16 protein-coding genes and 1 pseudogene are annotated in these 23,672 nt (G+C 58.6%); 10 read left to right on the forward strand and 7 right to left on the reverse strand.

The genetic code is table 11. The features are described from left to right. Positions 1-394: 394 nt before the first annotated feature. The 5 genes from gyrB to Q0Z93_RS04690 form a co-directional block, all read right to left on the reverse strand. On the reverse strand, positions 395-2,371 hold the full coding sequence (gene gyrB, locus Q0Z93_RS04670; protein ID WP_298063130.1) for a DNA topoisomerase (ATP-hydrolyzing) subunit B: 1,977 nt from the start codon (positions 2,369-2,371) through the stop codon (positions 395-397). A gap of 135 nt (positions 2,372-2,506) precedes the next feature. Continuing rightward, positions 2,507-3,031 carry a gamma carbonic anhydrase family protein gene (locus tag Q0Z93_RS04675; protein ID WP_298063132.1) on the reverse strand — a complete coding sequence of 175 codons (525 nt, stop codon included), beginning with the start codon at positions 3,029-3,031 and terminating at the stop codon, positions 2,507-2,509. 859 nt (positions 3,032-3,890) lie between these two features. Then, positions 3,891-4,283: a hypothetical protein gene (locus Q0Z93_RS04680; RefSeq protein ID WP_298063134.1), complete on the reverse strand. Its 393-nt coding sequence runs from the start codon at positions 4,281-4,283 to the stop codon at positions 3,891-3,893. A 489-nt stretch (positions 4,284-4,772) separates the two neighbouring features. Continuing rightward, positions 4,773-6,194: a BACON domain-containing carbohydrate-binding protein gene (locus Q0Z93_RS04685; RefSeq protein ID WP_298063136.1), complete on the reverse strand. Its 1,422-nt coding sequence runs from the start codon at positions 6,192-6,194 to the stop codon at positions 4,773-4,775. 89 nt (positions 6,195-6,283) lie between these two features. Next, on the reverse strand, positions 6,284-8,365 hold the full coding sequence (locus tag Q0Z93_RS04690) for an alpha-amylase family glycosyl hydrolase (protein ID WP_298063138.1): 2,082 nt from the start codon (positions 8,363-8,365) through the stop codon (positions 6,284-6,286). Between the two features lie 168 nt (positions 8,366-8,533). Here Q0Z93_RS04690 and Q0Z93_RS04695 point away from each other — a divergent pair, with 168 nt between their 5' ends. Together Q0Z93_RS04695 and Q0Z93_RS04700 are read left to right on the forward strand one after the other, a co-directional pair. Next, on the forward strand, positions 8,534-10,123 hold the full coding sequence (locus tag Q0Z93_RS04695; protein WP_298063140.1) for a hypothetical protein: 1,590 nt from the start codon (positions 8,534-8,536) through the stop codon (positions 10,121-10,123). Positions 10,124-10,649: 526 nt separating this feature from the next. Beyond that, the gene (locus Q0Z93_RS04700; RefSeq protein WP_298063142.1) at positions 10,650-12,065 is read left to right on the forward strand and encodes a DUF5723 family protein; all 1,416 of its coding nucleotides are present in this window, start codon (positions 10,650-10,652) and stop codon (positions 12,063-12,065) included. 415 nt (positions 12,066-12,480) lie between these two features. Here the strand turns inward: Q0Z93_RS04700 and Q0Z93_RS04705 are convergent, their stop codons facing one another. After that, positions 12,481-13,065, reverse strand: a complete 585-nt coding sequence (locus Q0Z93_RS04705) for a DUF308 domain-containing protein (RefSeq protein ID WP_298063145.1) — start codon at positions 13,063-13,065, stop codon at positions 12,481-12,483. A 130-nt stretch (positions 13,066-13,195) separates the two neighbouring features. Between Q0Z93_RS04705 and Q0Z93_RS04710 the strand changes: the two genes are divergently transcribed. The 8 genes from Q0Z93_RS04710 (at position 13,196) to Q0Z93_RS04745 (ending at position 22,980) form a co-directional block, all read left to right on the forward strand. Further along, the gene (locus Q0Z93_RS04710; protein WP_298063147.1) at positions 13,196-14,485 is read left to right on the forward strand and encodes a sigma-54 dependent transcriptional regulator; all 1,290 of its coding nucleotides are present in this window, start codon (positions 13,196-13,198) and stop codon (positions 14,483-14,485) included. A 5-nt stretch (positions 14,486-14,490) separates the two neighbouring features. After that, positions 14,491-15,009 carry an LptE family protein gene (locus Q0Z93_RS04715; RefSeq protein ID WP_298063150.1) on the forward strand — a complete coding sequence of 173 codons (519 nt, stop codon included), beginning with the start codon at positions 14,491-14,493 and terminating at the stop codon, positions 15,007-15,009. Then, entirely contained in the window at positions 15,009-15,593 is a 585-nt protein-coding gene (locus Q0Z93_RS04720; RefSeq protein ID WP_298063152.1) for a hypothetical protein, read from the forward strand. The genes Q0Z93_RS04715 and Q0Z93_RS04720 overlap by 1 nt, the downstream gene beginning before the upstream one ends. A 40-nt stretch (positions 15,594-15,633) precedes the next feature. Further along, the gene (gene secG / locus Q0Z93_RS04725; protein ID WP_298063155.1) at positions 15,634-15,999 is read left to right on the forward strand and encodes a preprotein translocase subunit SecG; all 366 of its coding nucleotides are present in this window, start codon (positions 15,634-15,636) and stop codon (positions 15,997-15,999) included. Between the two features lie 338 nt (positions 16,000-16,337). Next, on the forward strand, positions 16,338-17,417 hold the full coding sequence (holA, locus tag Q0Z93_RS04730; protein WP_298063157.1) for a DNA polymerase III subunit delta: 1,080 nt from the start codon (positions 16,338-16,340) through the stop codon (positions 17,415-17,417). A gap of 141 nt (positions 17,418-17,558) precedes the next feature. Next, entirely contained in the window at positions 17,559-18,176 is a 618-nt protein-coding gene (locus tag Q0Z93_RS04735) for a deoxynucleoside kinase (RefSeq protein WP_298063159.1), read from the forward strand. Next, positions 18,160-19,569: an rRNA cytosine-C5-methylase gene (locus tag Q0Z93_RS04740; protein ID WP_298063161.1), complete on the forward strand. Its 1,410-nt coding sequence runs from the start codon at positions 18,160-18,162 to the stop codon at positions 19,567-19,569. Before Q0Z93_RS04735 ends, Q0Z93_RS04740 begins: the two co-directional genes overlap by 17 nt. A gap of 672 nt (positions 19,570-20,241) precedes the next feature. Continuing rightward, complete coding sequence (locus Q0Z93_RS04745) at positions 20,242-22,980, forward strand: glycoside hydrolase family 2 protein (protein ID WP_298063164.1); 2,739 nt, start codon at positions 20,242-20,244, stop codon at positions 22,978-22,980. Between the two features lie 148 nt (positions 22,981-23,128). On the opposite strand, the pseudogene Q0Z93_RS04750 reads toward Q0Z93_RS04745, so the two are convergent. Continuing rightward, positions 23,129-23,672: pseudogene (locus tag Q0Z93_RS04750) on the reverse strand (hypothetical protein); the annotation flags it as partial.

Below are 23,672 nucleotides of genomic sequence, written 5' to 3' on the forward strand. Positions count from 1 at the left end.
CCCGCCAAAGTTCGCCGTTCTGCGGAGATGTCCAGTCATTCTGCGCCGCCGCGAAATAGAACGCGACGGGGTTGCGGCTGCCACAGAAAGAAAAGCGGTTATCTCCATCCAGAGATAACCGCTTCGTAAAGATATATCGGCAAGTTGCAAGATCGGCCAAATCACAAGATATATCAGCCAAACTGTGAGACATACCCGGTCACGCCGCAAGATAGGCCGAACCGTAAAGATATACCGGTCAAGCGCAATATATACCCAGCCAAGTCGCAAGATCGGCCACGCCGTAAGACATATCGGCTAAATCGCAAGATATATCAGCCAAGCTGCAAGACATACCCGGCCAAGCCGCAAGATAGGCCGAACCGTCACGCCGCAAGATATACCGCCAAACCGCCTATGCGTCGATATTGGCATACCGTGCGTTCCGTTCGATAAATTCGCGCCGCGGCGGCACGTCGTCGCCCATCAGCATCGAAAATATCCGATCCGCTTCCGCAGCACTCTCGATCGTCACCTGGCGCAGGATCCGGGTGTCCGGGTTCATCGTGGTCTCCCACAGCTGCTCTGCGTTCATTTCCCCCAAACCTTTGTAACGCTGGGTGTGCACGCCCTTGGTGCCGAACTCCTCGATAGCGGCGATGCGCTCCTCGTCCGTCCAGCAGTAGCGCTGTTTCTGAGTCCCTTTCTTGACTAAGTAGAGCGGGGGAGTGGCGATATAGAGGTGCCCGTTCTGGATGATGTCCGGCATCCGGCGGAAAAAGAAGGTCATAATCAATGTCGCGATATGGCTTCCGTCTACATCCGCATCGGTCATGATAATCACCTTGCCGTACCGCAATTTGCTCAGATTAAGCGCCTTGCTGTCTTCCTCCGTCCCGATCGTGACCCCCAGCGCCGTGAAAATGTTTTTGATTTCCTCGTTGTCGTACATTTTGTGGTCGGAGGCCTTTTCGACGTTCAGGATCTTACCCCGCAGCGGCATGATGGCCTGGAACGTCCGGTCGCGTCCCTGCTTGGCCGTTCCGCCTGCCGAGTCCCCTTCGACGAGGAACATTTCCGTCTTCTCCATATCCCGCGACGAGCAGTCCGCCAGTTTGCCCGGCAGGCCCGATCCCGACAGCACCGTCTTGCGCTGCACCATCTCCCGTGCTTTCCGCGCCGCCGTGCGCGCCGTGGCTGCGAGGATCACTTTTTGCACGATCGCTTTCGCATCTTTCGGATTCTCTTCCAGGTAGTTGGTCAGCGCCGCCGAAACGGCGTTGTCCACCGCTCCCGCCACTTCGCTGTTCCCTAATTTGGTCTTGGTCTGTCCTTCAAACTGCGGCTCGGCCACTTTAACGGAAATAATCGCCGTTAAGCCTTCCCTGAAGTCGTCTCCGTTGATCTCGAACTTGAGTTTGGAGAGCATGCCGCTGTCTTCCGCATATTTTTTGAGTGTCCGGGTAAGCCCCCGCCGAAAGCCCGTCAAATGCGTCCCGCCTTCGATCGTGTTGATGTTGTTGACGTAGGTGTGCACGTTTTCGCTGAATCCAGTGTTGTACTGCAAGGCCACTTCAATCGGCACTCCCTCTTTTTCTCCGGTAATGTGGATGATTTCTTCGATGAGCGGTTCCCGGTTGCCGTCCAGGAATTTGACGAATTCCTTGAGCCCTTCTTGCGAATAGTAGTTGTCGTGGCGGTATTCTCCCGTCTCTTCGTCGCGGTCGCGTTTGTCGGTGATGTTGAGGCGTATCCCTTTGTTGAGGTAGGCCAGCTCCCGCAGCCGCGAATTGAGAGTGTCGTAGTTGTAGGTCGTGGTTTGGGTGAAGATTTCGTTGTCGGGCTTGAAGGTAATGGTCGTCCCGGTGCGTTCCGTGGTTCCGATCACTTCGATGTCTCCTTGCGGCACGCCTCGTTTGAAGCGTTGCTGGAAGATTTTCCCCTGCCGGTACACCACGGCTTCCAGATCTGTGGACAGTGCGTTCACGCACGAGACTCCCACGCCGTGCAGCCCCCCCGACACTTTATAGGAGCCTTTGTCGAATTTCCCTCCGGCGTGCAAAACGGTCAGCACCACTTCGAGTGCCGATTTCTTTTCTTTCGGGTGATAGTCTGTCGGAATCCCGCGCCCGTCGTCGGTCACGGTAATCGAGTTGTCTTCGTTGATGGTCACGTCGATTGTCGTGCAGTATCCGGCCATCGCTTCGTCGATGGAGTTGTCCACCACTTCGTAAACCAAGTGGTGCAATCCTTTTTCGCCGGTGTCCCCGATGTACATGGAAGGCCGCTTGCGCACCGCTTCAAGCCCTTCGAGCACCTGAATGCTGCTGGCCGAGTATTGTCCGTCGCCGGACTGTTCCGTCCGGGGCTGGTTGATCGCTTCTTCGCTCATATTTCGTTTAACGTTCCATTTTTAGTAACTTGCAAATATAACGTTTTTTCGGGAGTTTTGCAATAGGCCTGCAGGGTGCTCCGCAATGGGCGCTACCGGAGTTTTGCAACGGGCACCGCGCGCCGGAAGGCTGATCTATCGCTCCGGTTCGGTGTACCACGAGGCGTACATGAGGTAGTGTTCGGCGTTGAGGTGGATCATGCGGTGCTGTTCGTCCGGTGTGAGGCTCTTGACTTTCCGGGCCGGAACTCCGGCGTAGACGCTTCCCGGCTCGCATTCCTGGTTTGAAAGCACGAGCGCACCGGCTGCGATGATCGTCCCGGTGTGTACGACGGCGCCGTCGAGCAGGGTGGCTCCCATCCCGATCAGGCAGTCGTGTTCGACTTGCGCTCCGTGCACGGTGGCGTTGTGGCCCACGGACACGTTGTCGCCGATTTCGACGACGGATCGTTTGTGCAGGGTGTGCAGCACGGCTCCGTCCTGAATGTTGACCCGGTTCCCGATCCGGATCGGATTGACGTCGCCGCGCAGCACTGTGCCGTACCAAATCGAGCAGTCGTCGCCGAGTGTCACGTCGCCGATGAGGACGGCGGTTTCGGCTAAAAAACAGTTTTTCCCTGTTTGCGGGGTGATTCCGTTCAGGGGGCGTATCAGTGCCATTTCGTGTCTGTTTTGTGTGGTTCGTTGTCTTTTCTTGTTCCTCTTTTCGAGTTCCCGTTGCTTCCGTATGATTTTTTAGTGCTTTCGTGCCGGACGGGCTCTTTGTTTTCGCTTCGCCGCTCATGCTGGGCAGGCACTTTTTCATAACCGCCTCGAGCCGGCGGAGCTTTCTTTCTGTCGGAAGGCTCAGCGGACGTTTGTTCTTTATAAAAAAACTTTTTTGCTGCCCTCCTCCGGGCGGGCCCTTTTTTTCACTTCACCGCTCATGCCGCGGAGGCACTTCCTTTCTTGGGTGACCAAGAACCGAGCAGCGTACCAAGGGCAGAGACCGCTTGCGGGCTATGCCGAGGCAGCGCGAGGAAGACCGCAGGTCAAAGTAAGCAAAGAAGTCGCCGGGAATCGGTTTCGCCTTGTCGAAAGCCGGTCGTTCAGCCCGGTTTTCTCAAGTCAAAACGCGACATTCCCGGGTCTGCTGTGTCTACCCGCAATTAAGGAAGACACTGATTTCAAGAGCGCCGCTTCCAGAAGGGGCTTTCGCGTATGGAGAAAATCGTTTCCCTCGTCAGCGGGTCTAACGACGCCCAAGAGGATTTTTTGGCGATGATCTCTTGTTGTCAGGCCGGAGCCATCCCCCGGCGGAGGCTCCGGCCCGCCCGCTACGCGGAATGTTCGAGCCCCGCTTCTGAGGATTGGCAAAGGGGGGATACTCCTCCTTGGATGCGCTTTTTGTTTACTTTTACCTCCGGTTTCCTCCTCGCCGCTCATTCTATTCAGGGTAGAAACGGCTCGGTATACGAACCGGGGAATGCAACTATCCTTAAAGTATAGAACCGCTCTCGAACAAGGCGATGGACTGTAACTACCCCGCTTCGGCGAGGCAGCGCCAGGAAAGCGAAGCCCAAAAGAACAGTTCCCTCCAGGAATATCGGGAAACCGGACAGTCATTCAACCAGTTTATAGCCCACGAGGTCGACCTCGACGATATTGCACCTCCTCTGCATTGGGCGCCGTTTTGGTGGAAATGAAAGTCGGAGGATCGAAATCCAAAGTCCTCGAGCGCCCGGTAGCCCGAATTCCCGTCGCGGCTGCTACCGTACACCTTTGCGAAATAGACCGCCGAACGGGTCGGCGTGCTTTCATAGAGATCGAACGTCAGCGTGACGGTATGCGCCCGCGTCGAAGTCGCGTCGAAACCGCCGTAGTAAACCTTGAACTCTGTCGCTCCCTGGAGCATCGGCAGGTATTTCGTCATATCAAAATAGTAGTTCGCCACGAACGAGTTGCCATACGGAGTAAAAGCTCGTACCAGCCGTAAAACTCCAACATGATAGCGTCGCTCGACACGGAAATCTTGTTGCCCGTGATGCCGCTGGGATAGGTCTCGTAAAACGCTGCGCGGAGCAGCTGTGCCACCGGGTTTGCAGCGGTGGCGTCGGCACTGGCTTGCGGAGCCGGAGGTTCCGGTATCGAATCGTTGCTACAGGAGGCGAACCGGGCGGCACAAGCTGCCAACCAGACTCCGAACCGGGGGTGACAGTTTTCACAGCACCAAGATTCAGAGAGTGAATAATGGTGCCGGGAAACGCCCCCCGGGAAAGGGTGCCTTAGTAAGTGGGGACGCCTTGGGGTGATATTTTCGGAAAAATACACCTCGTTGTTAAAACTCATCGGAAAAATGCCCTCAAAAAAGCCTTTTCACACAGGACTGTGAAAAGGCTTTTTTAATATCGAATACAAAGGGTTACTTGTCGAAACCGAACAAGTCCGCTTCGATGAAATACGATGCCACTCCGTCATTGGCTTTCGGGCCGCTGAATTCGGAGATGAAGCGTTCCAGATCGAGGTTCAGGGTCATCTGTCCGCCGTCCTGCGGCACGTCTATCAAGCGCCAGTAATGAACGATCGCCGGATTGCCCGGGCAGAAATTGGCCCGGTCCAAGTTGTAAGTCCCCGCCTGGGAGTAGTTGCCGCCGCACTCCACGAAAATGATTCCCGGATAAGCCGCCGACGTCCCGTTGAGCGTCACCGTATAGGTGTTTCTGTCGAACTCCGCGCAGTTCCGGGTGGCATAGCCCGTCCGGTCGGGAAAACGTCCCTGGTCGTGCCCATACCCGGTGAACGTCACCTTCATCTCGATGTTTTTCACCCCGGCCGGTACCGTAAAAGTACGCTCGCCCAGCCGCTTCTGTCCCTCGATGTCGTTCTCGCCCGAGAATCCGTAGCCCCATCTCCGGTAGCCCGTGTTGTCGTTTTCGTGACTGTCGTACACCTTCGCCGTCCACACCGTGTTCCGTTCGGGTTCCCCTTCGTAGAGGTCGAAGGTCAGCGTGACGGTATGCCGCTTGCCGGTCGATGCCGGGCCGCCCCAGTCGCCGTCGAAATAGATCCGGAACTCCGTCGTCCCGGCCAGCATCGGCAGGTATTCGGTCACGTCCATGTAGAAAGTCTTTTCCCATGTGGCGCCGAAGCTGCCTCCGTAAGGCGTGATGGCCCGCGTCAGCTCATACCAGCCGCCCGTCGTCTTGTCCCTGACGAAAATCTGGGTAGTGTAGTCCCAGTCGTTCGGCCCGCCGTTCATGCCGCCCATCCGGTACGAGAGGATCGCCCGGCGGAAACTCTTCGTTCCCGCTGCCGGGAAATCGAGGCTGAATGTATAGTCCTTGTCGCTGCCCCAGCCGTAGAAATAGAGCGGTATGGCGCTGCTCGCCACCGTGATCTTTCCGGCAGTCCCCGCCGTGAGGTCGGTCGGGTACTTTTCGTAATAGGCTGCCCGGTCGAGCAGCTGCGCCGCCCGGTTGACCGTCCCTGCCTGACGCACCGTCACGGTACGGGTCACCCGATCGTTCTGATCCTGCGTTCCCGCCGTCAGCGTGATGACCGCCGTGCGTTCCGCCTCGGCGCGGTTGAAGTCGGCCTGCACCGTCAGGGTATTGCCCGATCTGGAGGCCGTGCACCACGCTTTGCCCTCCTCGACCGCGAAGTTCCACACGGGCTGATTGGTCGAAACCGTCACCGTGCCGTTCGCTGCTCCCGCCTCTAACGGCAGCACCTCGGCCGGATCGGTGGTCAGGTACGGCTCCTGCGGGCCGGATTTGTCTTTGCAACTCCCGAAGAATAAAGCGACCGCTGCCAAAGCGGCTCCACACAACCTTCTGGCTTTCATAAAAACAGAAAAATGGGTTAAGGTGAATAAAATCGTGTGGTGTCAAGTAGTCTCCGGCCGTAAATTTAGCATAAAATTTCCCGCCATTTCTAATCCACCCGTTCAAAAACCACGGCTGTCCGGCTGACGTTGTATATCCGCATGTAGTTCCGCGTGATTCCGTCGGCGTCGGTGCGGGCGTAGGTGAAGTATTCGCAGCTCTCCTCCCCCCCCCGCACGCGTCCCTGCCCGCCGAAAGCAGCGTCGTCGCTGCTGAGGATCACCCGCCACTTGCCCGGCCCGGGCATCGGCACTTCGTAGTCGGGAATACTGGCGCACGGGTGCCAGTTGAAGACGAACAGCAGCCCCCCCTGTTCATAGACGAGCGTTTGGTTCGTCTCGTCCACCTGGAGCCGGTAGCCGTATCCTGCGCTCAGGATCTTGTACCGTTTGAGCAGCGCCACCATCGCTTCGTCGAACCGCACGAGGTCGATATACCGCAGGTAGTCCGCCTCGGCCAGCGACCACTGCCGCCGCGCATGGGCATAGCTCCAGCCGTTCCCCTCCCGCGGAAAGTCGATCCACTCCGGATGGCCGAATTCGTTCCCCATAAACGTCAGGTACGCCTCGCCCCCCAAGGTGGACGTAATGAGCCGGATCATCTTGTGAAGCGCGATGCCCCGATCCACCACGAGGTTTTCCGACTCTCGGTTCATCGAGAAGTACATCTCCTTGTCCATCAAGCGGAAGGCGATCGTCTTGTCGCCCACTAGCGCCTGGTCGTGCGACTCGCAGTAGGCCACCGTCCTTACCCCCGGCAGCCGGTTGCAGAGCACCTCCCACATCCGGTGCAAATCCCACTTCTCGTCCGGCACATCCTTGAGGTATTCGATCCAGAAGTCCGGAATCGCCATCCCCAACCGGTAGTCGAACCCCATGCCTCCTTCGTGGATCGGCGCCGTCACGCCCGGCATGCCGCTCACGTCCTCGGCAATCGTGATCGCCCCCGGTCGCAGTTCGTGCACCAGTTCGTTCGCCAAAGTCAGGTAGAGGATCGCCTCTTTATTGGCCGCTCCGCCGAAATAGGCATCCAATCCCCACTCCGGCGCATTCACCCCGTGGTGATGATAGAGCATCGACGTCACCCCGTCGAACCGGAATCCGTCGAAATGGAATTCGTCGAGCCAGTATTTGATATTGGAGAGCAGGAAATGTTGCACCTCGTACTTTCCGTAGTCGAACAGCATCGAGTCCCACTGCGGATGCTCCCCTTCCGGCCCCGGAACCGAATAGAGGCAGTCCGTGCCGTCCAAGCGGTTGATCCCCTCGTTCGTGTTTTTGACATAGTGCGAATGCACCAGGTCCATAATCACCCCGATCCCCAGTTCGTGCGCCCGTTTCACCAACCGTTTCAAGTCTTCCGGCGTGCCGAAGCGCGAACTCGGCGCAAAGAAATTGCTCACATGATACCCGAAGCTCCCGTAGTAGGGGTGTTCGGCCACCGCCATCAGCTGCACGGTGTTGTACCCCAATTTCTTGATTTTCGGCAGGATGAGGTCGGTGAACTCATCGTAAGTCCCCACCCCCTCCCGCTCCTGGGCCATGCCCACATGCGCCTCGTAGATCAGCGCCCCCCCGTCTTTTGCGGTGTAGATATTCAGATTGTAATTGTCTCCCGACCAGTCGAACGGCGTGGGCGGCTCCCACACCTGCCCGCTGTAGTCCTTGGAGGTTTCATTCTGCACCACGCGCCGAATGTAGGCCGGGATGCGGTCCATCCATTGGCCGTCCGCCCCGTGGACATACATCTTGATCCGCGAGCCGTGCCGCAGTTTTCCCTGGGTGGTCGCGTCCGGCAGGAAGAGCGACCACACGCCGTTGGAGTCCGGCAGCAGCTCGGCCGGATACTGTGTCCGCTCCCAGTCGTTGAAGTCGCCGAACAGGAAAACTTCTTTCGCCCCCGGCAGCCACTCGCGGAACCACCAGCCCCGGCGCACCGGATCGTAGTGGATGCCGAAATAAAGGTGGGCGTTCGCATAGTTCGAGAGCGAGCGGCTCCATTTGCGTATGTCGTTCAGGCGCGAGGCGAAGCGGCGGCCCCGCGCGGTGATTTCCGCCGCTGCCGGTTGCAGCCAGGCGTCCCGCTCCACCAGGATCGGGACGGAAGAAGAGGTGTTCGGGGAACGGTTCATAAGGGTTCTGGATTGGATGATGAGTACTTTCACAAATATAACCTTTTCCCGCAACAAACCGCGGTTTTCGTCCGATTTTGCGGCACGGCCTTCCCCGCAGAGATTGGACACGGGCCAAAAAAGCCTATCTTTGCCGTGTTAAACGGGCTGAAAGGCCTTGCCATGCCTATGAATAAACGGATGCTTTGTCTTTTGTCGGCCGTCGCGCTGGCGGCGGGATGCGCCGAAAAAGGGATGTTTGAAAATATCCATGTCCGACCGGATGCGACTTTGCCGGTCGGGAGTGTGGCGGTCACCGACTCGTCGCTGTTCGACCTGGCCGGAATCGAGAAGAATATGCAGGTCGGGCCGGACGGGGTGCTGACGTTCACGGACGATACCGAACTGACCCTGTCGGGGCCGGAGGTGGGGGCTTCGCTTGTGGAAATCCCCGTCCAGCATTTCGATTTGTATAAGGTATTGCCTGCGCTGCCGGCCGAGGGCGGCTTCATCGACCTGCCGCAGGGCCGGGTGACCGAGTCGTTCGAGCTGACCGGGTTGGACGGGGCGACGGTCGATACCGTGGTGTTCAGCGGCGGGAGTTTCACCGTATCGGTGGACGGGCTGGACGGCGCGGCGGGCTATGACAAGTCGGAGCTGCGCATCGTGGTGCCGAATCTGCTCAAAGACGGCGGGCCGGTGACGCTGACGGCGGGCGAACCGTTGGCGCTCGGGCCGGATTACATGTTAGTGCCGGATGCCGGGAACCGGATCACGGTCTGTTTCGAGGGGCGTGTGCCGCAGATGGCGGCGCTGGCCGGCGGGGTGGATGTGAACGGAGGGGAGATCGATTATATCGCGGGTTTCTTCGGACGTAAGGAAATCAGCCGGATTTCACGGACGATTTCGGCGGGTGAGCTGAGCGATTTCGTCCAGGATGCGGCTTATGTCCGTTTCGACCGGCCGGAGGTCGTCTTTTTGCTGAAAAACGAATACAATGCCCCGCTGATGGCCGATATAGAGGCTTTGCGGGTGGACGGGGTGCCGGTGGAGCTCAAGCCGGGGCTGGACGGAAGGCTTATCCGTATTGCGCCGCGGGCGGTGACGAGGGTGGTTGTCGACAACGATATGACGGTGAGCGGCAGCGGGCTGACTGATGCGCTGACCCAGGATTTCCGGGAGCTTTCCGTGGATGTGAATACGCTGCTGAATCCCACGGCGGCGGATTTGGGCGACCCGGATTATGTGGCGCCTGCGCATAACAGCATGGGGGCGGCGGACTCGCTGGGGGGTGTGTTCACGGTCGAACTGCCGCTGGAGGGGGTGCTGGATCGTGTGGCGTTCGACCAGGAGCTGGAGGTGGATTTGCATAAGTTAGACAAAGACAAAATCGATTATGAGGATTTGACGCTGACGCTGTCGGGTGTCAATCGTTTGCCGCTGGATTTGTCGATCGTCGTGTCGGTGCGGGAGCCGGGCAGCGGGGTGTCGGTGCCGCTGTTCGACGACCCGGTGCGGTTTCCGTCGTCGGAGAACAACCTGCCGCCGGACGATCCGGCTTTCCTTCCGGGGGTCGTCGATGCGACGAACTTGATTTCGCGGTCGCTCCCGGCGGATAAGATCGATTTGTTACTGAAGGCTGACAAGTTGTTCCTGCAGCTGACGGCTTCGACGCTGGGGGCGGCGGAGCGGACGTCGGCCAGAATATACTCGCCGGCGGAGCTGGATCTCCGTATTGTGGCGGGGGTGAAGCTCGACTACACGGTCAACCCGAAATAACGGGCGGGATTGTTCTCTGGGTTGTTTTGTATTTCCGTGCGGGCTGTGATCGTTTGTTAATCGTAGGTTTTATTGTACGTGTCCCTGGGAGTGAACTGTTCTCTTTGTGAACAAAGAGAACCAGAAAAACTTTCTGAGATGCTAACGCATCTCTTGAGCCTGCCGGGTACTCTTGGTCTCGATCCTCTTGGGCCGGGACAATAGACCGCTCTATTGCACCTCAGTTCGACCTCGCACCCACCCCTAAGGCTGAGCAAACTCCCGGTCGGAGTACCCGGCGGCACCGCGGAGGTCGGCGATCCGAAAGATCGCAATATAAAGAGCGGTCTATTGCTCCAGCCCAAAGAAAACGCAATGCAAGAGGATTGCGGAGCCTAAGGAATAGCGTAGCTATCTCAAAAGTTCTTTGCGTCGCTTTCTTTCAAGAAAGCGACAGTTCCATCCGGCACAGTGCAATATAAACCTACGATAAATTTTAACCGGTTTGCGACCGAGAAATCGCGCAAACCCTTTTGCAAGACCACTTATGAAACGTTTATATCTACTTTTTTCCCTCCTGGTCTTCGGCAACGTGACATATACGGCAGCTCAGGATCATTTCACCCTCACGGCGCGCGACCTGCCCCAGTCGATGCTGGCCAATCCCGCGATGCGGCCGTCGAGAGGATTCGTGACGATTCCCCTGTTCGGGAGTTTCACCGCCAGTTTCGATAACAGTTTCAGCTATGACAAAGTGATCGAAAAAGACGACGCCGGCGTCAAATACCTGAATACCGCAGCGTTGATCGATGCTACGCGGGGCAGTGACCTGACATTGATGCGGTTCAATCTGGATCTGGTGAACACCGGCTTTTTCGTGGGGCCGAAAGACTACATGGGAGTGACCTTGCGGACGCGGGCGCATATCGGGACCTCGCTGCCGGAAGGACTGTTCGGGATGATCCTCGACAATCCGATCGACGAGTACAAGACATTCGACATAGATATGACCCCGAATGCAGTCGGGTGGGTCGAACTGGGCGTCAGTTATACGCGCGACCTCGACCGGAACTGGCGGGTCGGCGGGCGGCTCAAGTACGTCAACGGGCTGATGTCGATCCAGAGTTCGGGGCTGGAAGTGGATGTGCGCAAGGAGTACGACCGGTATGTCGTATCGGGCGATTATACCCTGCGGGGTGGCAATGTCGATTTCACGCACGGCACGGGTGATCTGTTCAAAGATATGTTCAAGAACATAGGGAGTAATCCGGGTTTTGCATTCGATCTGGGAGCGGCGTATGAGTCGGACGACCGGCGGCTGCATGCCGGGCTCAGTGTGGCGGATTTGGGGGCGGTGTTCTGGAACAAGAAAAATTCGTCGGTGATCCGCACTCACAGCGAAGGGCGGGAGTATGAATTTTACGGGGTGGACGGTCTCAGCGGGCTGCTCAACGGTACGACTTCGATCGGGCATGTGCTCGATTCTGCCTACACCGACCTTTCGCGCACGCTGCGGGCGGATACGGTGGCGGGAAGTTTTACGCAGATGCTGCCGGTGACGTTCCAGGCGGCGGCGGACTATGCGCTGGGGCCGTATATGCGGCACCATGTGAGTGCGGGCTTTGTAGGGATGATCCCGTATCACGGCAAACTGCATTATGCGGTGTCGGCGGGTTACACCTATTGTACGCGGACGGGGACGTGGCAACTGATGGCGAATTACACGTACAAGTCGAATAATCCGGTAAATGTGGGGCTGGGGGTGGTGATGACGGCGGGCAAATTCCAGCTTTACTTGGCGGCGGATAATATCATCCCTGCATTCTCGCTGTCGCGGGCGCGGGGGACGAACGTGAGCCTGGGGCTCAACTTTTTCACGAGCCGCAAGCGGAATTTCAAGCGGTGCGAGCAACGGACTGTGAACCGGACTTCACGCAAAGCGGCCAGATATTATACGTATTAACGCAGGTTTATTTTGCACTGTTCTGTGAGTGACTGTTCTTTCTTTGAAAAGAAAGGCCCCACAGGGGCTTTCCGGGCTGTAACTACCCTAATCCTTAGGCTCCGCAGTCCTCTTGTATTGCGTTTGCTTTGGGGTGTGGCAATAGCGGGCATAAAGCACGGTACTCAATAGCCCGCTATTGCTCACACCCCAAGAGAATCAAGACAAGGATACCCGGCAGGCTCAAGAGATGCGTTAGCATCTCAAAAAGTTTGGCTTCGCCTTCCTCCTGGCGCCTCGGCCGTTCGAGCAAGCTCGACGGCGCTCGGCTGCTGCGTCGGTTTTCTGGTTCTCTTTGTGAACAAAGAGAACAGTACCCTCTCATGCACGTACAATAAAACCTACGGTTATCTCGGGTAGCGAGAAACCCCGACAGCTATTCCGAGAAATGTTTATGCAGGCCTTTCAGTTCGAGCGAGAAGACCGCCATCGAAATACCCGCCACAAGGAACGAAACCCCCACCCAAATCACTACCGCCTCGATACCGAACAGCAGCGGCTGCGCCAGGATGAGCACCGAACAGATCAGCAGCAAGACCCCCACGAAAACCGTCCAGCCCCCGCCCGGCACCCTCATCGACATCAAATCACTGCCCGAACCGATCAGGCCGAAACTGCGGAACATCAGCCAGAACCCCAGAAAAACAGGCAGCGTAGCCACCGAGATCGAAGGATAAAACATCAACAGCAGCCCGATCAGCACCTCCACGACACCTCCGGCCCACAGCCACCCCTTCCCGATCGCCGCATTCCTGTTGGAAGCCGCCAGCGCGATATTGATCACCCCCGACACTAAGATCAAGACAGCGAAAGTCACCGACATCGCCACATAGCTGACCCCCGGATAAGTGAAAATAACGATCCCGACGATGAAGACCGCGATCCCCAGCAGCAAAAGCAGCCACCAGTTCTTCACCGCACTGCGCGCACTTTCCATCCGAGCCAAGAAAACATCTTGCATGATATTTGATTTTAGTGAATAATACGACATCGGAAATTCAACAATTATGCCAGATCGACATTTTAAGTTCCCGACTTCCGGCCCCGTGACAGGCAAGCGACAAAAAACCTTATCTTTGTCCTGACAACCTATGGAACTGCAAAGCTTAAAACAGAGATTCGGCATTATCGGCAACACCCCCGCCCTCAACCGGGCGCTGGAAGTCGCCCTGCGCGTGGCCCCCACCGACCTCAGCGTGCTGATCACCGGCGAGAGCGGCGTGGGCAAAGAATTTTTCCCGCAGATCATCCACGCATACAGCGCCCGCAAACACGGGAACTACATCGCCGTGAACTGCGGCGCCATACCGGAAGGAACGATAGACAGCGAACTGTTCGGACACGAAAAAGGCTCCTTTACCGGAGCTACGGACAGCCGGAAAGGATATTTTGAAGTCGCAGACGGAGGGACGATCTTTTTAGATGAAGTAGGCGAACTGCCGCTGACCACCCAGGTGCGATTGCTGCGCGTACTGCAAAGCGGCGAATTTATCCGCGTCGGGTCGTCCAAGGCACAGAAGACCAACGTGCGGGTCGTGGCGGCGACCAACGTGAACCTGCGGCTCGCCGTCGAAGCGGGACGGTTCAGGGAAGACCTCTATTACCGGCTCAACACCGTGCCGATCACCGTACCTCCGCTGCGCGAGCGGAAAGGAGACATCCATCTGCTATTCCGCAAATTCGCAACGGACATCGCCACACAGTACCGCATGCCCCCGATCGCCCTGACACCGGAGGCCCGGCAGATGCTCGAAAGCTACGGCTGGCCCGGAAACGTGCGGCAGCTCAAAAACGTGGCCGAGCAAATATCCGCCGTCGAAGAAAAACGCGAGATCGACCCGGACATCCTGATGCGCTACCTGCCGGATTACACGGCTCCGGCAGCGGGGGGACAGCTCATTCCGCTGCCGGCCGCAGACCGGGGAGGGGAATACGGGAACACCACCGAACGGGATATTCTCTACAAACTCCTTTTCGACCTGCGCGGCGAAGTGTCGGAACTCAAAGGGATGGTGGCCGAACTGAGTGCCGGACAACATCACGGAGGAGGGCATTCGGTCTCCTATCCCTCGTCGCTGCCGGTCAAGATCGGCGAGCCGATCCTCCCGACGGCTTTCGCCCAGCCCAGAAACGACTCTTACATAGAGACCGCGGCAGCCGAAGAAATTTCGGTGGAAGAGACCGTTCCGGCGGAATCCTCCCGACCGGCCCCGCAGACCAAAGAGGAAGCCCAGCGCGAAGCGATCGTCCGGGCACTGAAAAAACACCGAGGGAAACGCAAAGAAGCCGCCAAAGAACTTTTTATCTCGGAGCGCACTTTATACCGCAAGATCAAGGAACTCGGTATACGAGACGAAGACCTGCGCCCGACATCCGACTGACACGAATGAAAACCAAACGCATAACCGTCCTGCTGACCCTCTGCGCCGCCTTGTTGTCGGGCAGCGGCTGCTCGGTGAAATACTCCTTTTCGGGAGCATCGGTGAACTACGCCCTGAGCAAGACCGTTTCGGTCGGCTACTTCAACAACATGGCCGCCATGGTGGCTCCGATCCTGAGCCCGACCCTCACCGACGCCCTGACCCAGAAACTGGCCAGCCAGACGCGGCTGGAAGTGGTGCCCGAAGACGGCGACCTCGCTTTTTCGGGCGAGATCACAGGCTACAGCTCCGACCCGGTGGCCATTTCCGGCGACGAATACGCCATGCAGAACCGGCTGACCATCACCGTCAGAGTCAAATTCGTCAACAAAGCCGAACCGCAGTTCAATTTCGAAAAGACCTTCAGCAATTACGGCGACTACAACACCACCGTGCTGCTGACCCAGGCCGAAGGGACGCTGATCCCGGAGATCGTCGACAAACTGGTGGACGACATTTTCAACGAAGCCTTATCCAACTGGTAATGGAAATTCCGATCGGAGCCTATCTCGACGACTACACCCTGCTCGACGGGCCGGGCGTGTCGGCCCAGCTGCACGAGCTGGTGAAAGCCTATCCGTGGTTCTCGCTGGGGCGGTATATGGAGCTGCGTTCGCTGCGCGAGAGCGATCCGGCGGGGTACAGCCGGGCATTGCGGCGGGCGGATGTACGGCTGTTCGTGCACCCTTACCCGCGGCTGCTGTTGGACGAGCCTGCCTTTGGCCAGGCGGCGGAGTATGGTTTTTCCGCGTCCGGACAGGATGCCGGCTGCCGGGAACGGCCCGACACGGTCAGCGTGATCGATGAGTTTCTCAACGGCGGAGATGCAGCGGAACGGATCGTGCCGCCGCCTCCGGGCCGGGATGATCCGCAGGAGGACATTTCGGCCGATTCGGTGACCGACGACGGGGAGATCGCCACCGAAACGCTGGCCGGAATCTATATGGCGCAGGGACAGACCGACCGGGCCATTGAAATTTATTACAGATTGAGTTTGAAATATCCGGAAAAAAGCGCTTACTTTGCACACCTGATCGCGGACTTGCAGGCTTGTCGCAGCGGTCGGTAGGATTCCGATACACGAATATCACTTCATACAGACAACGATTATGTACGTTTTTTTCATTGTCCTGATCATTATCGCCAGTTTCCTGATCATCCTCTCCGTACTGGCCCAGAATCCCAAGAGCGGGATGGCGGCCAATTTCGGGGCTTCCAATCAGGTGATGGGGGTGCGCCAGACGGCCGATTTTCTCGAAAAACTGACCTGGGGGCTTGCCGTTGCGATCGTGGTACTCAGTTTGGCGGCGACCATGGCGATGCCGCGTGCGGACATTACCCGGAGCAATGACGCTTTGCAGCAGGCTATCGAGAACCAGGCGGCACCGATACAGAATTTCCAGTTGCAGAATAATGCGGGAACGGTTCCGACACCTCAGGAAGAGACAACTCCGGCGGAAACTCCGGCAGAGTAGGTTCCGATATATAGGGGGGAAAATTACGCTCCGCGGATATTCCGCATACATACAGCATGTCCGCGAAGCGGGCGGCTTTAAGCGGGCCGGTTGTTTTGCCTTACTTTACTCCGTTACGGCACATACCAATCCCTTTCCATTATGTATGGAAAGGGATTTTTCGTACCCGCCTGTTTTCGTACCCGCCTGTTTTCGTACCCGCCCGTTTTCGTCCCGCCCGTTTTCGTACCCGCCCGTTTTCGTACCCGCCCGTTTTCGTACCCGCCCGTTTTCGTACCCGCCTGTTTCCGGAAACGGCAGTTTCCCGGCTCCGGGAAAAATGTTACCTTTGAACGGATATGGCAAAGCAAAGTTTCAAGGACGTGCAGCGGCAGGCGGAGCAAATCATGGCCTCGCTGGAAAAGGGCGCCTATGCCCCGATCTACCTGCTGATGGGGGAGGAAGGATTCTATACCGACAAAATTTCGGGATATATCGCCGCCCATGCGCTGAGCGACGCGGAGCGGGAGTTCAACCAGACGGTGGTTTACGGCAAAGACACGGACGGCGCAGCCGTGGTGTCGCTGTGCCGGAGGTATCCGATGATGAGCGCGCGGCAGGTGGTGATCGTGCGGGAGGCGCAGACGCTCCGGGGGTTCGACGCCCTGGGGATTTATGCCCGGCAGCCGCTCCTCAGCACCGTGCTGGTGATCTGCTGCAAAGGAAAGAGCATCGACAAACGCTCGGCGGTTTACAAACAGCTGACCGGATGCAAAGGAACGGTCGTGCTGGAAAGCTCCGCTCCGCGAGACTATGAAATGGAAGGGTGGATCCGCGGGCTTTTCGCATCGCGGGGGTGCGGGATCGAGCCGAAAGCCGTGCAGATGATCGCAGACCACCTGGGGACGGAACTCCAGAAAATCGACAACGAAGTCGAAAAACTGTTCACCCGGCTGCCGGAAGGGACACGGGAAATTACGGCGGCGGACATCGAACAGAACATAGGCATCAGCAAGGATTTCAACAACTTTGAACTGACCCGCGCCCTCTCGGAACGGGATATGGCGCGGGCCTTGATGATCGCCGACCATTTCGCCGCCGATCCGAAAGGCAATCCGCTCACGGTGACCATCGCCACGCTTTTCAGTCATTTCCAGCGCATCGTGACGCTGGGGATCGCCAAGTGGGAGAACCAGAAGCAGGGACGGCCGGCCATGGCGGGTTTGTCCGATACCGAAATCGCGAGATTGCTGAAACTCCCCTCGCCATTTTTTGCCAAAGAATACATCGGAGCGTCGGCGAACTATCCGAACGCCAAAGTTTTTGCGATCTTAGGCTGGCTGCGGGAGTACGACATGAAATCGAAAGGGATGAATGCGGGCTCGGCGGAACACGGAGAGCTGCTCCGCGAACTGATCTTACGCATTGCAACGCTTTAAACCGTTCGTATGCGCATGGCCGCCGCCTTGCGTTACCGTCCTCGTTCTTTCCGTGCCGCCCGGATAAAGACAGCCGGCGAGACGCGCGGCCCCGGACGGCACGATGCAAAATACGACGAACGGACAAAAACAGAGACGAAAATGTATATAGCGATCACCGGCAATATAGGAAGCGGGAAGACTTACCTGACCGAACTGCTCAGCGGGCGGCTCGGTTGGGAGGCCCAGTACGAAGAGTCGGAAAATCCGTATATCGGAGACTTCTATGAAGACATGAAGCGGTGGGCCTTCAACCTGCAAGTCTATTTTCTCGGCAAGCGGCAGCGGCAGATCGACGGCATCGCCGCTTTGCCGGCCGACAGACATGTGGTGGTGGACAGAACCATCTACGAAGATGCGAGAGTGTTCGCCACCAACCTGCACCATGCCGGACTGCTTTCGTCACGAGACTACAACACTTACATGCAGCTTTACAGCTTCACCGTGGCCAACCTGCTGCGGCCGGCCCTGCTGATCTATCTGCGCGCTTCCGTGCCGACCCTCGTCAGCCAGATCCAGCGGCGCGGCAGGGTGTACGAAGCCTCGATCGAAGAGACTTACCTGGAAGGCCTCAACCAGCTGTACGAAGAGTGGATCGGAACCTACGACGGGCCGAAACTGATCGTGGATGTCGACCGGGAGGATTTCGTGACCGATCCGCAGGCTCGGGAGGCGATCCTCGTGCGTATCCAGAAACAGATTCATGGCGCAGGCGAATAACAGGAACTATGTGCCGCTTCCGGCGGCTTTCGTCGACACCGTGGCGGCAGCCGTGCCGGGGCTGGCCGCCAGTCTCGATGCGGACGTACCGGTCAGCGTGCGGTTCAACCCCTATAAACGATGCGGTCGGCCGGAGCGGTTCCCGGCTGCAGAGCCCGTGCCGTGGGGAGAGCCGGGCGAAGCCTATTATCTGTCGGAAAGGCCGGTTTTCACTGCCGATCCGGCATTCCACGGCGGAGCGTATTATGTGCAGGAGGCGGGCTCGATGTTCGTCGGATGGCTTCTGCGGCGGCTGTTCGCGGATTCCGCCGGTTCTTTGCGCGTGCTGGACTTGTGCGCGGCGCCGGGCGGGAAAACGACGCATATCGCTTCGGTCGCGGGTGCCGGCGGCGTGGTCGTGGCCAACGAGGTGATCCGGTCGCGGGCGAAAATATTGGTCGGGAATGTACAGAAATGGGGGGCGGGGAATGTCGCGGTGACCTCGAGCGATCCGAAGGATTTCGGAGAGCGGCTTCCGGGATTTTTCGATGTCGTTGTCGTGGACGCGCCTTGCTCCGGGGAGGGAATGTTCCGCAAGGATTACGGAGCGCGGGCGGAGTGGTCGCCGGAAAATGTGCAGCTGTGCGCGGCGCGCCAGCGGCGGATCGTGAGCGATGTGTGGGATGCGTTGCGGCCGGACGGCGTGATGATTTACAGCACGTGCACGTTCAATGCGGCGGAGGATGAGGAGAATGTACGGTGGATCGCGGAGGAGTTGGGAGGTGAAATCTTGTCGTTCGACGGGATTCCGGAAGGGATCGTTCCGGGTTTCTTCGGCGGGGTGGCGGCGGGGTGGCATTTCTATCCGCACCAGGTACGAAGCGAGGGTTTTTTCGCCGCGGCGATTCGTAAATCGGGCGCAGCGGCTTCTGTGGGGAGATTGAAAACCGCAAAAGGGCTGACACGGTTGTCCAAAACCGACTGGCGCGAAGCGGAGCGGTGGATCGACGGCACAAAAGGGATAGAATGTTTCGCGACGGGCGGAGACGGGGCGGTGTACGGTTTTTCACCGGCGCTTTACGACGCGGTATCGGCTTTGCTGGGCGGCCGTTTCGGCTTGCTCTACTCGGGGGTGCAACTGGGGGAGCTGATTCGCGGCACCTTGAAACCGGGGCATGCGCTGGCGTTATATCACGGGTTGAACCACTCTGCGCTGGCGGTGGCGGAGTTGCCGGTCGAGGCGGCGATGGAGTATCTGCGCAAGGGGGTGTCGATGTCTTTGCTGTCGGCAGCTTCTTTTTCGGAGGGGCTGAACTTGGTGACGCATCGGGGTGTCGCACTGGGCTGGGCCAAGCGGATCGGAAACCGCTGCAATAATCTCTATCCGTCGTCCTGGCGGATATTGCATTACTGAATCGGTCGGGTTAATCTTTTTTTCTCCGGCAGGGATTTTCTCGCGATTTATTGTACTGTTCTTTCGAGTTTGCGAGGGTCGTGTTGGTGGAGGAAAAGGCTCGATTCTGTCGGGCGGCATTTCGCGCGAACTGAAAAATGGTTAATAAAAATGCGGGTACAATGAAGTATATAGTCGCATAGTTTTTCTGACCCGACACGGTGAGATCACAAGCTAAGCTATTTTTCGGTTCGGCCTGCGTGCTCCGGGGGTGGCGCCTTCTGTACCAGCGTGCAAGGCCGGCGGTTCCCCGGAACCGCGCTATTCGCTCTTCGTCTCAGGGGTTACTCGAACTGGCAGGTTACTCGAACTGGCGGTTTGGGTCGGATGCCCGGGAAATTTCGGGTAGTTACAGCCCGAATCGGGTGCTGCTCGGCACCGGGCTTCTCATCGTTACCATGAAAACCGGGTTTGCATTGTTTTGTCCTCGGCGCGCTCCCCCCGCGCCGCTTACGCGTCGCAGCGACCGAGGACACCGCTGACGCGGGAACAATCGTCCATTAACCGTACGGTTTATTTGCAGAGCTTTTACGGGGCATTAAAAACAGAGGGGAATTCGGAAGAGAACAGTCGTTTCCCGGTTTTATGCTAACTTTGTGTGAAAACCTGTTTTTCTAACGTAACCCTTACCGAATGAAAAGACTGTTGTTGCTCTACCCTTTGGCCGGGGCCGCCCTGATGCTGGCCGCCTGCGGGACGCGCGATGCGGCGCAATACCTTGCCCAACAACCGCAGCGCCATACCCAGACCTTGGCCGAAGGCTGGGCGTTTCGCGAAGCAGACACCCCGGATACGGCCGCCTCGCAGGAAACCGTCCGCACCGACCGGCAAACCGAAAAAATAGTCCCCGACTGGCTGCCGGCGACCGTGCCGGGCGTCGTGCATACCGACTTGCTGGCCCGGCGGCTGATTCCGGAACCGTTCGCAGGAACCACCGAACCGGATTTGCAGTGGATCGGCCAGCGGACGTGGGAATACCGGACACAATTCACCCCGGCAGCGGAGATTACCGCGCAACAGGTGCAGGAGTTGGTGTTCAAAGGGCTCGACACCTATGCGGACGTCTACCTCAACGACTTGCTCATTCTGGGCGGGGCGGACAACATGTTCGTGGAATGGCGGATTCCGGTGCGGGGCATTCTCCGGACAGACAGCGTCAATACCTTGCGGGTGGTGTTCCACCCGGCGTATGAGACCGCCTTGCCGCAGGCACAGGCCTGGCCGGTGAAACTGCCCAACGACAACGACAAAGGAGAATGGGTGACCAGTGTCTTTACGCGCAAGGCCCCGTACCACTTCGGCTGGGACTGGGGGCCGCGCTATCTGACCGCGGGGATTTGGCGGCCGGTCTATTTGGACGCATACTCCACGGCAGCGATCGACCGCATCCGGTTTATCCGGGAGAACCGGCAGGACACGCTGCGCGGAGCGTTTACGGCACGCGTGACGCTGCGGGGAGGAGCTTCGGCGGACGGCGGCACTCCGGTGCGGGTGATCGTGGCGGACTCGGCGGCGACCACCGTCTACGGGCAGGCCGACGCGATGATTCCGGCGGGCGGGGGAGCGGAGGCGACCGTGGATATTCCCTTCTCGATCGAGCGGCCGAGACTGTGGTGGCCGAACGGGATGGGCGAAGCCAATCTGTATACGGTCCGCACGTTCGTGACGGACAAAACGGGAAAACTCTTGGACCGGGACATGCAGCGGATCGGAGTGCGGACGATCCGGTTAGTGCAGGAACCGGACAGCGTGGGCGAGGGAGCGAGCTTCCAGTTCGTGGTGAACGGCGTGCCGTGCTTCGTCAAAGGGGCGAACTATATTCCGCAGGATGTGTTCCTGCCGCGGGTCGACACGGCGCGCTACGAGGCGATCGTCGGGACGGCGGTGGCGTCGAACATGAACATGCTGCGCATCTGGGGCGGGGGGATTTATGAAGAAGACTTGTTCTACGACCTGTGCGACGAGCGGGGGATCATGGTGTGGGAGGATTTCATGTTCGCCTGCGCTTTCTATCCGTGGGACACGGCATTCCTCAATAATGTGCGGCGCGAGGCGGTCTACAATGTGCGGCGCTTGAGGAACCACCCGTCGCTGGCCGTCTGGTGCGGCAACAACGAGATCGACGAAGCGTGGCACCACTGGGGGTACCAGCGGGCTTACAGCTGGGACTCCACGGAACAGGCGCAGATCAGGCACGGGATCGATACGATTTTCCGCGGCATACTGGCTGAGGCGGTGGCCGAGGAGGACGGCGAACGGCCGTATCATCCCAGCTCGCCGATGTACGGGCGCGGCAATCCGTTGAGCCGGATCAAGGGGGATGTCCACTACTGGGGGGTGTTCCACGACGAGGAGCCGTTCTCGGTCTACAAGGACAAGCCGGGGCGGTTCAGCAACGAATACGGTTTTGTGTCGCTGCCGTGCTACGATACTTACCGGGAGTATTTCCGTCCGGAGGAGATGCGGCTCTATTCGCGGGCGATGGTGATGCACCAGAAGACGCCGAAGGGGTACCGGCTTTTGGAAGAGTACATGGCGCGCGACTTGCCGTTGGTCAAGGATGATTTCCGGACGTATGTCTACCTGTCGCAGCTGCTCCAGGCCGAGGGGATCAAGATCGCGATGGAGGGGCACCGCAGCAAGCGGCCGTTCAACCAGGGAACGATGTACTGGCAGCTGAACGACTGCTATCCGGCGATCTCGTGGAGCTCGATGGACAGCCGGTATCGGTGGAAGGCGCTGCAATACTATGCACGGCGGAGCTTCGCTCCGACGCTGCTTTCGTTCGAGCGGGTCGACTCGACGGCGACGGCGGTGCTGTGGGGGATTACAGACCGACTTCAACCGCAAACGGGGAGTGTGTCGCTGCGGCTGATGGATTTCGGAGGCGAGGTGCTGTGGGATTCGGTTTTGCGGGCGGAGGTGGCGGCCAATTCCAACCTCGAGCTGCTGCGCTGTACGGATGCGGAGCTCCTGCGCGGGCTGAACGACGGGCGGGGGGTGTGCCTGGTGGCGGACGGGACGATCGGGGGGGATACGCTGCGGTCGATCTACTGGTTCGTGCCGTTCAAGGAGCTGGCTTTGCCGAAGGCGGACTATACGGTCTCCTACCGGCAGACGGGGCCGAGGAGTGTGGAGGCGGTGCTGACGGCCAACAAGCTATTGAAGTCGGTGCTGTTCGAGGCGGAGGCGGTGCAGGACAATCCGTCGGATGCCTATTTCGATCTGCTGCCGGGGGAATCCAAGACGGTGGTGCTGAACTTCACGGAGGATATTCCGGAGGATATGGCAGCTTTGGGCATTTCTGTGCGGACGCTGAACGACCTGGCGGGACGGCGGTCGGCCCTGCCGGTGACGCGGAACATAAAATAGACGGCGGGGCGGCAGGTGCAAATTGTGGCGGACACGAACCTTATCGTTCGTGTCCGCCACGCTTTTCGGTTCCACGGGTTTGCGCCGCCGCTTTTCCCGGCACAGAGCCGACCGGGGAATGTCGGCGCCGGAACACATATCCGACATATCAATATATGGAATCAAAACTCTTTTGATCCCGCAACTCCCGCCATAAACGGACCAGCCGCAACGTCCCCACCGGACACTCCGCACACCGCTCCCGGGCACAATACTCCGTGCACAGCTGAATCACCCCCTGCGAATCGAACGCACTCCGCAGATCGAAAGCCTCCGACCACAGCCGAGTGTACCGGTTCACCTCCGGCGCCACCTCATCGTAGAGAGCCAGCGCCTGCTCCTGCAAAGCCATATCTCCCGTCTCTCGCCCCATAGCCGTGAGCAGCGGAATCACGAAATTGACGATCCGCAAATCCACTTTTTCGGGACTCACTCCCGCCTCGACATGGCCGAACAGCTCGCGCAAAGCCCCCATCCCGCCGACGGCAGCCGTTTTCACCGGCCCCGCCAAAAGCGGCAACCGCACTAACAAAGAAGCAGCCCGGCCCAGCATCGACGGAGGCAGAGACGCCGGTCGCACCCCCGCCCCGGCCCACGACACCACCGGCCGGCGCAAACCGTACTCCTCCTTCAGAGAGAGATAAAAATCCTGT

Origin of the sequence: uncultured Rikenella sp. (assembly GCF_947628055.1) — a bacterium.
In the GTDB taxonomy this organism is placed as follows: Bacteria; Bacteroidota; Bacteroidia; order Bacteroidales; family Rikenellaceae; genus Rikenella.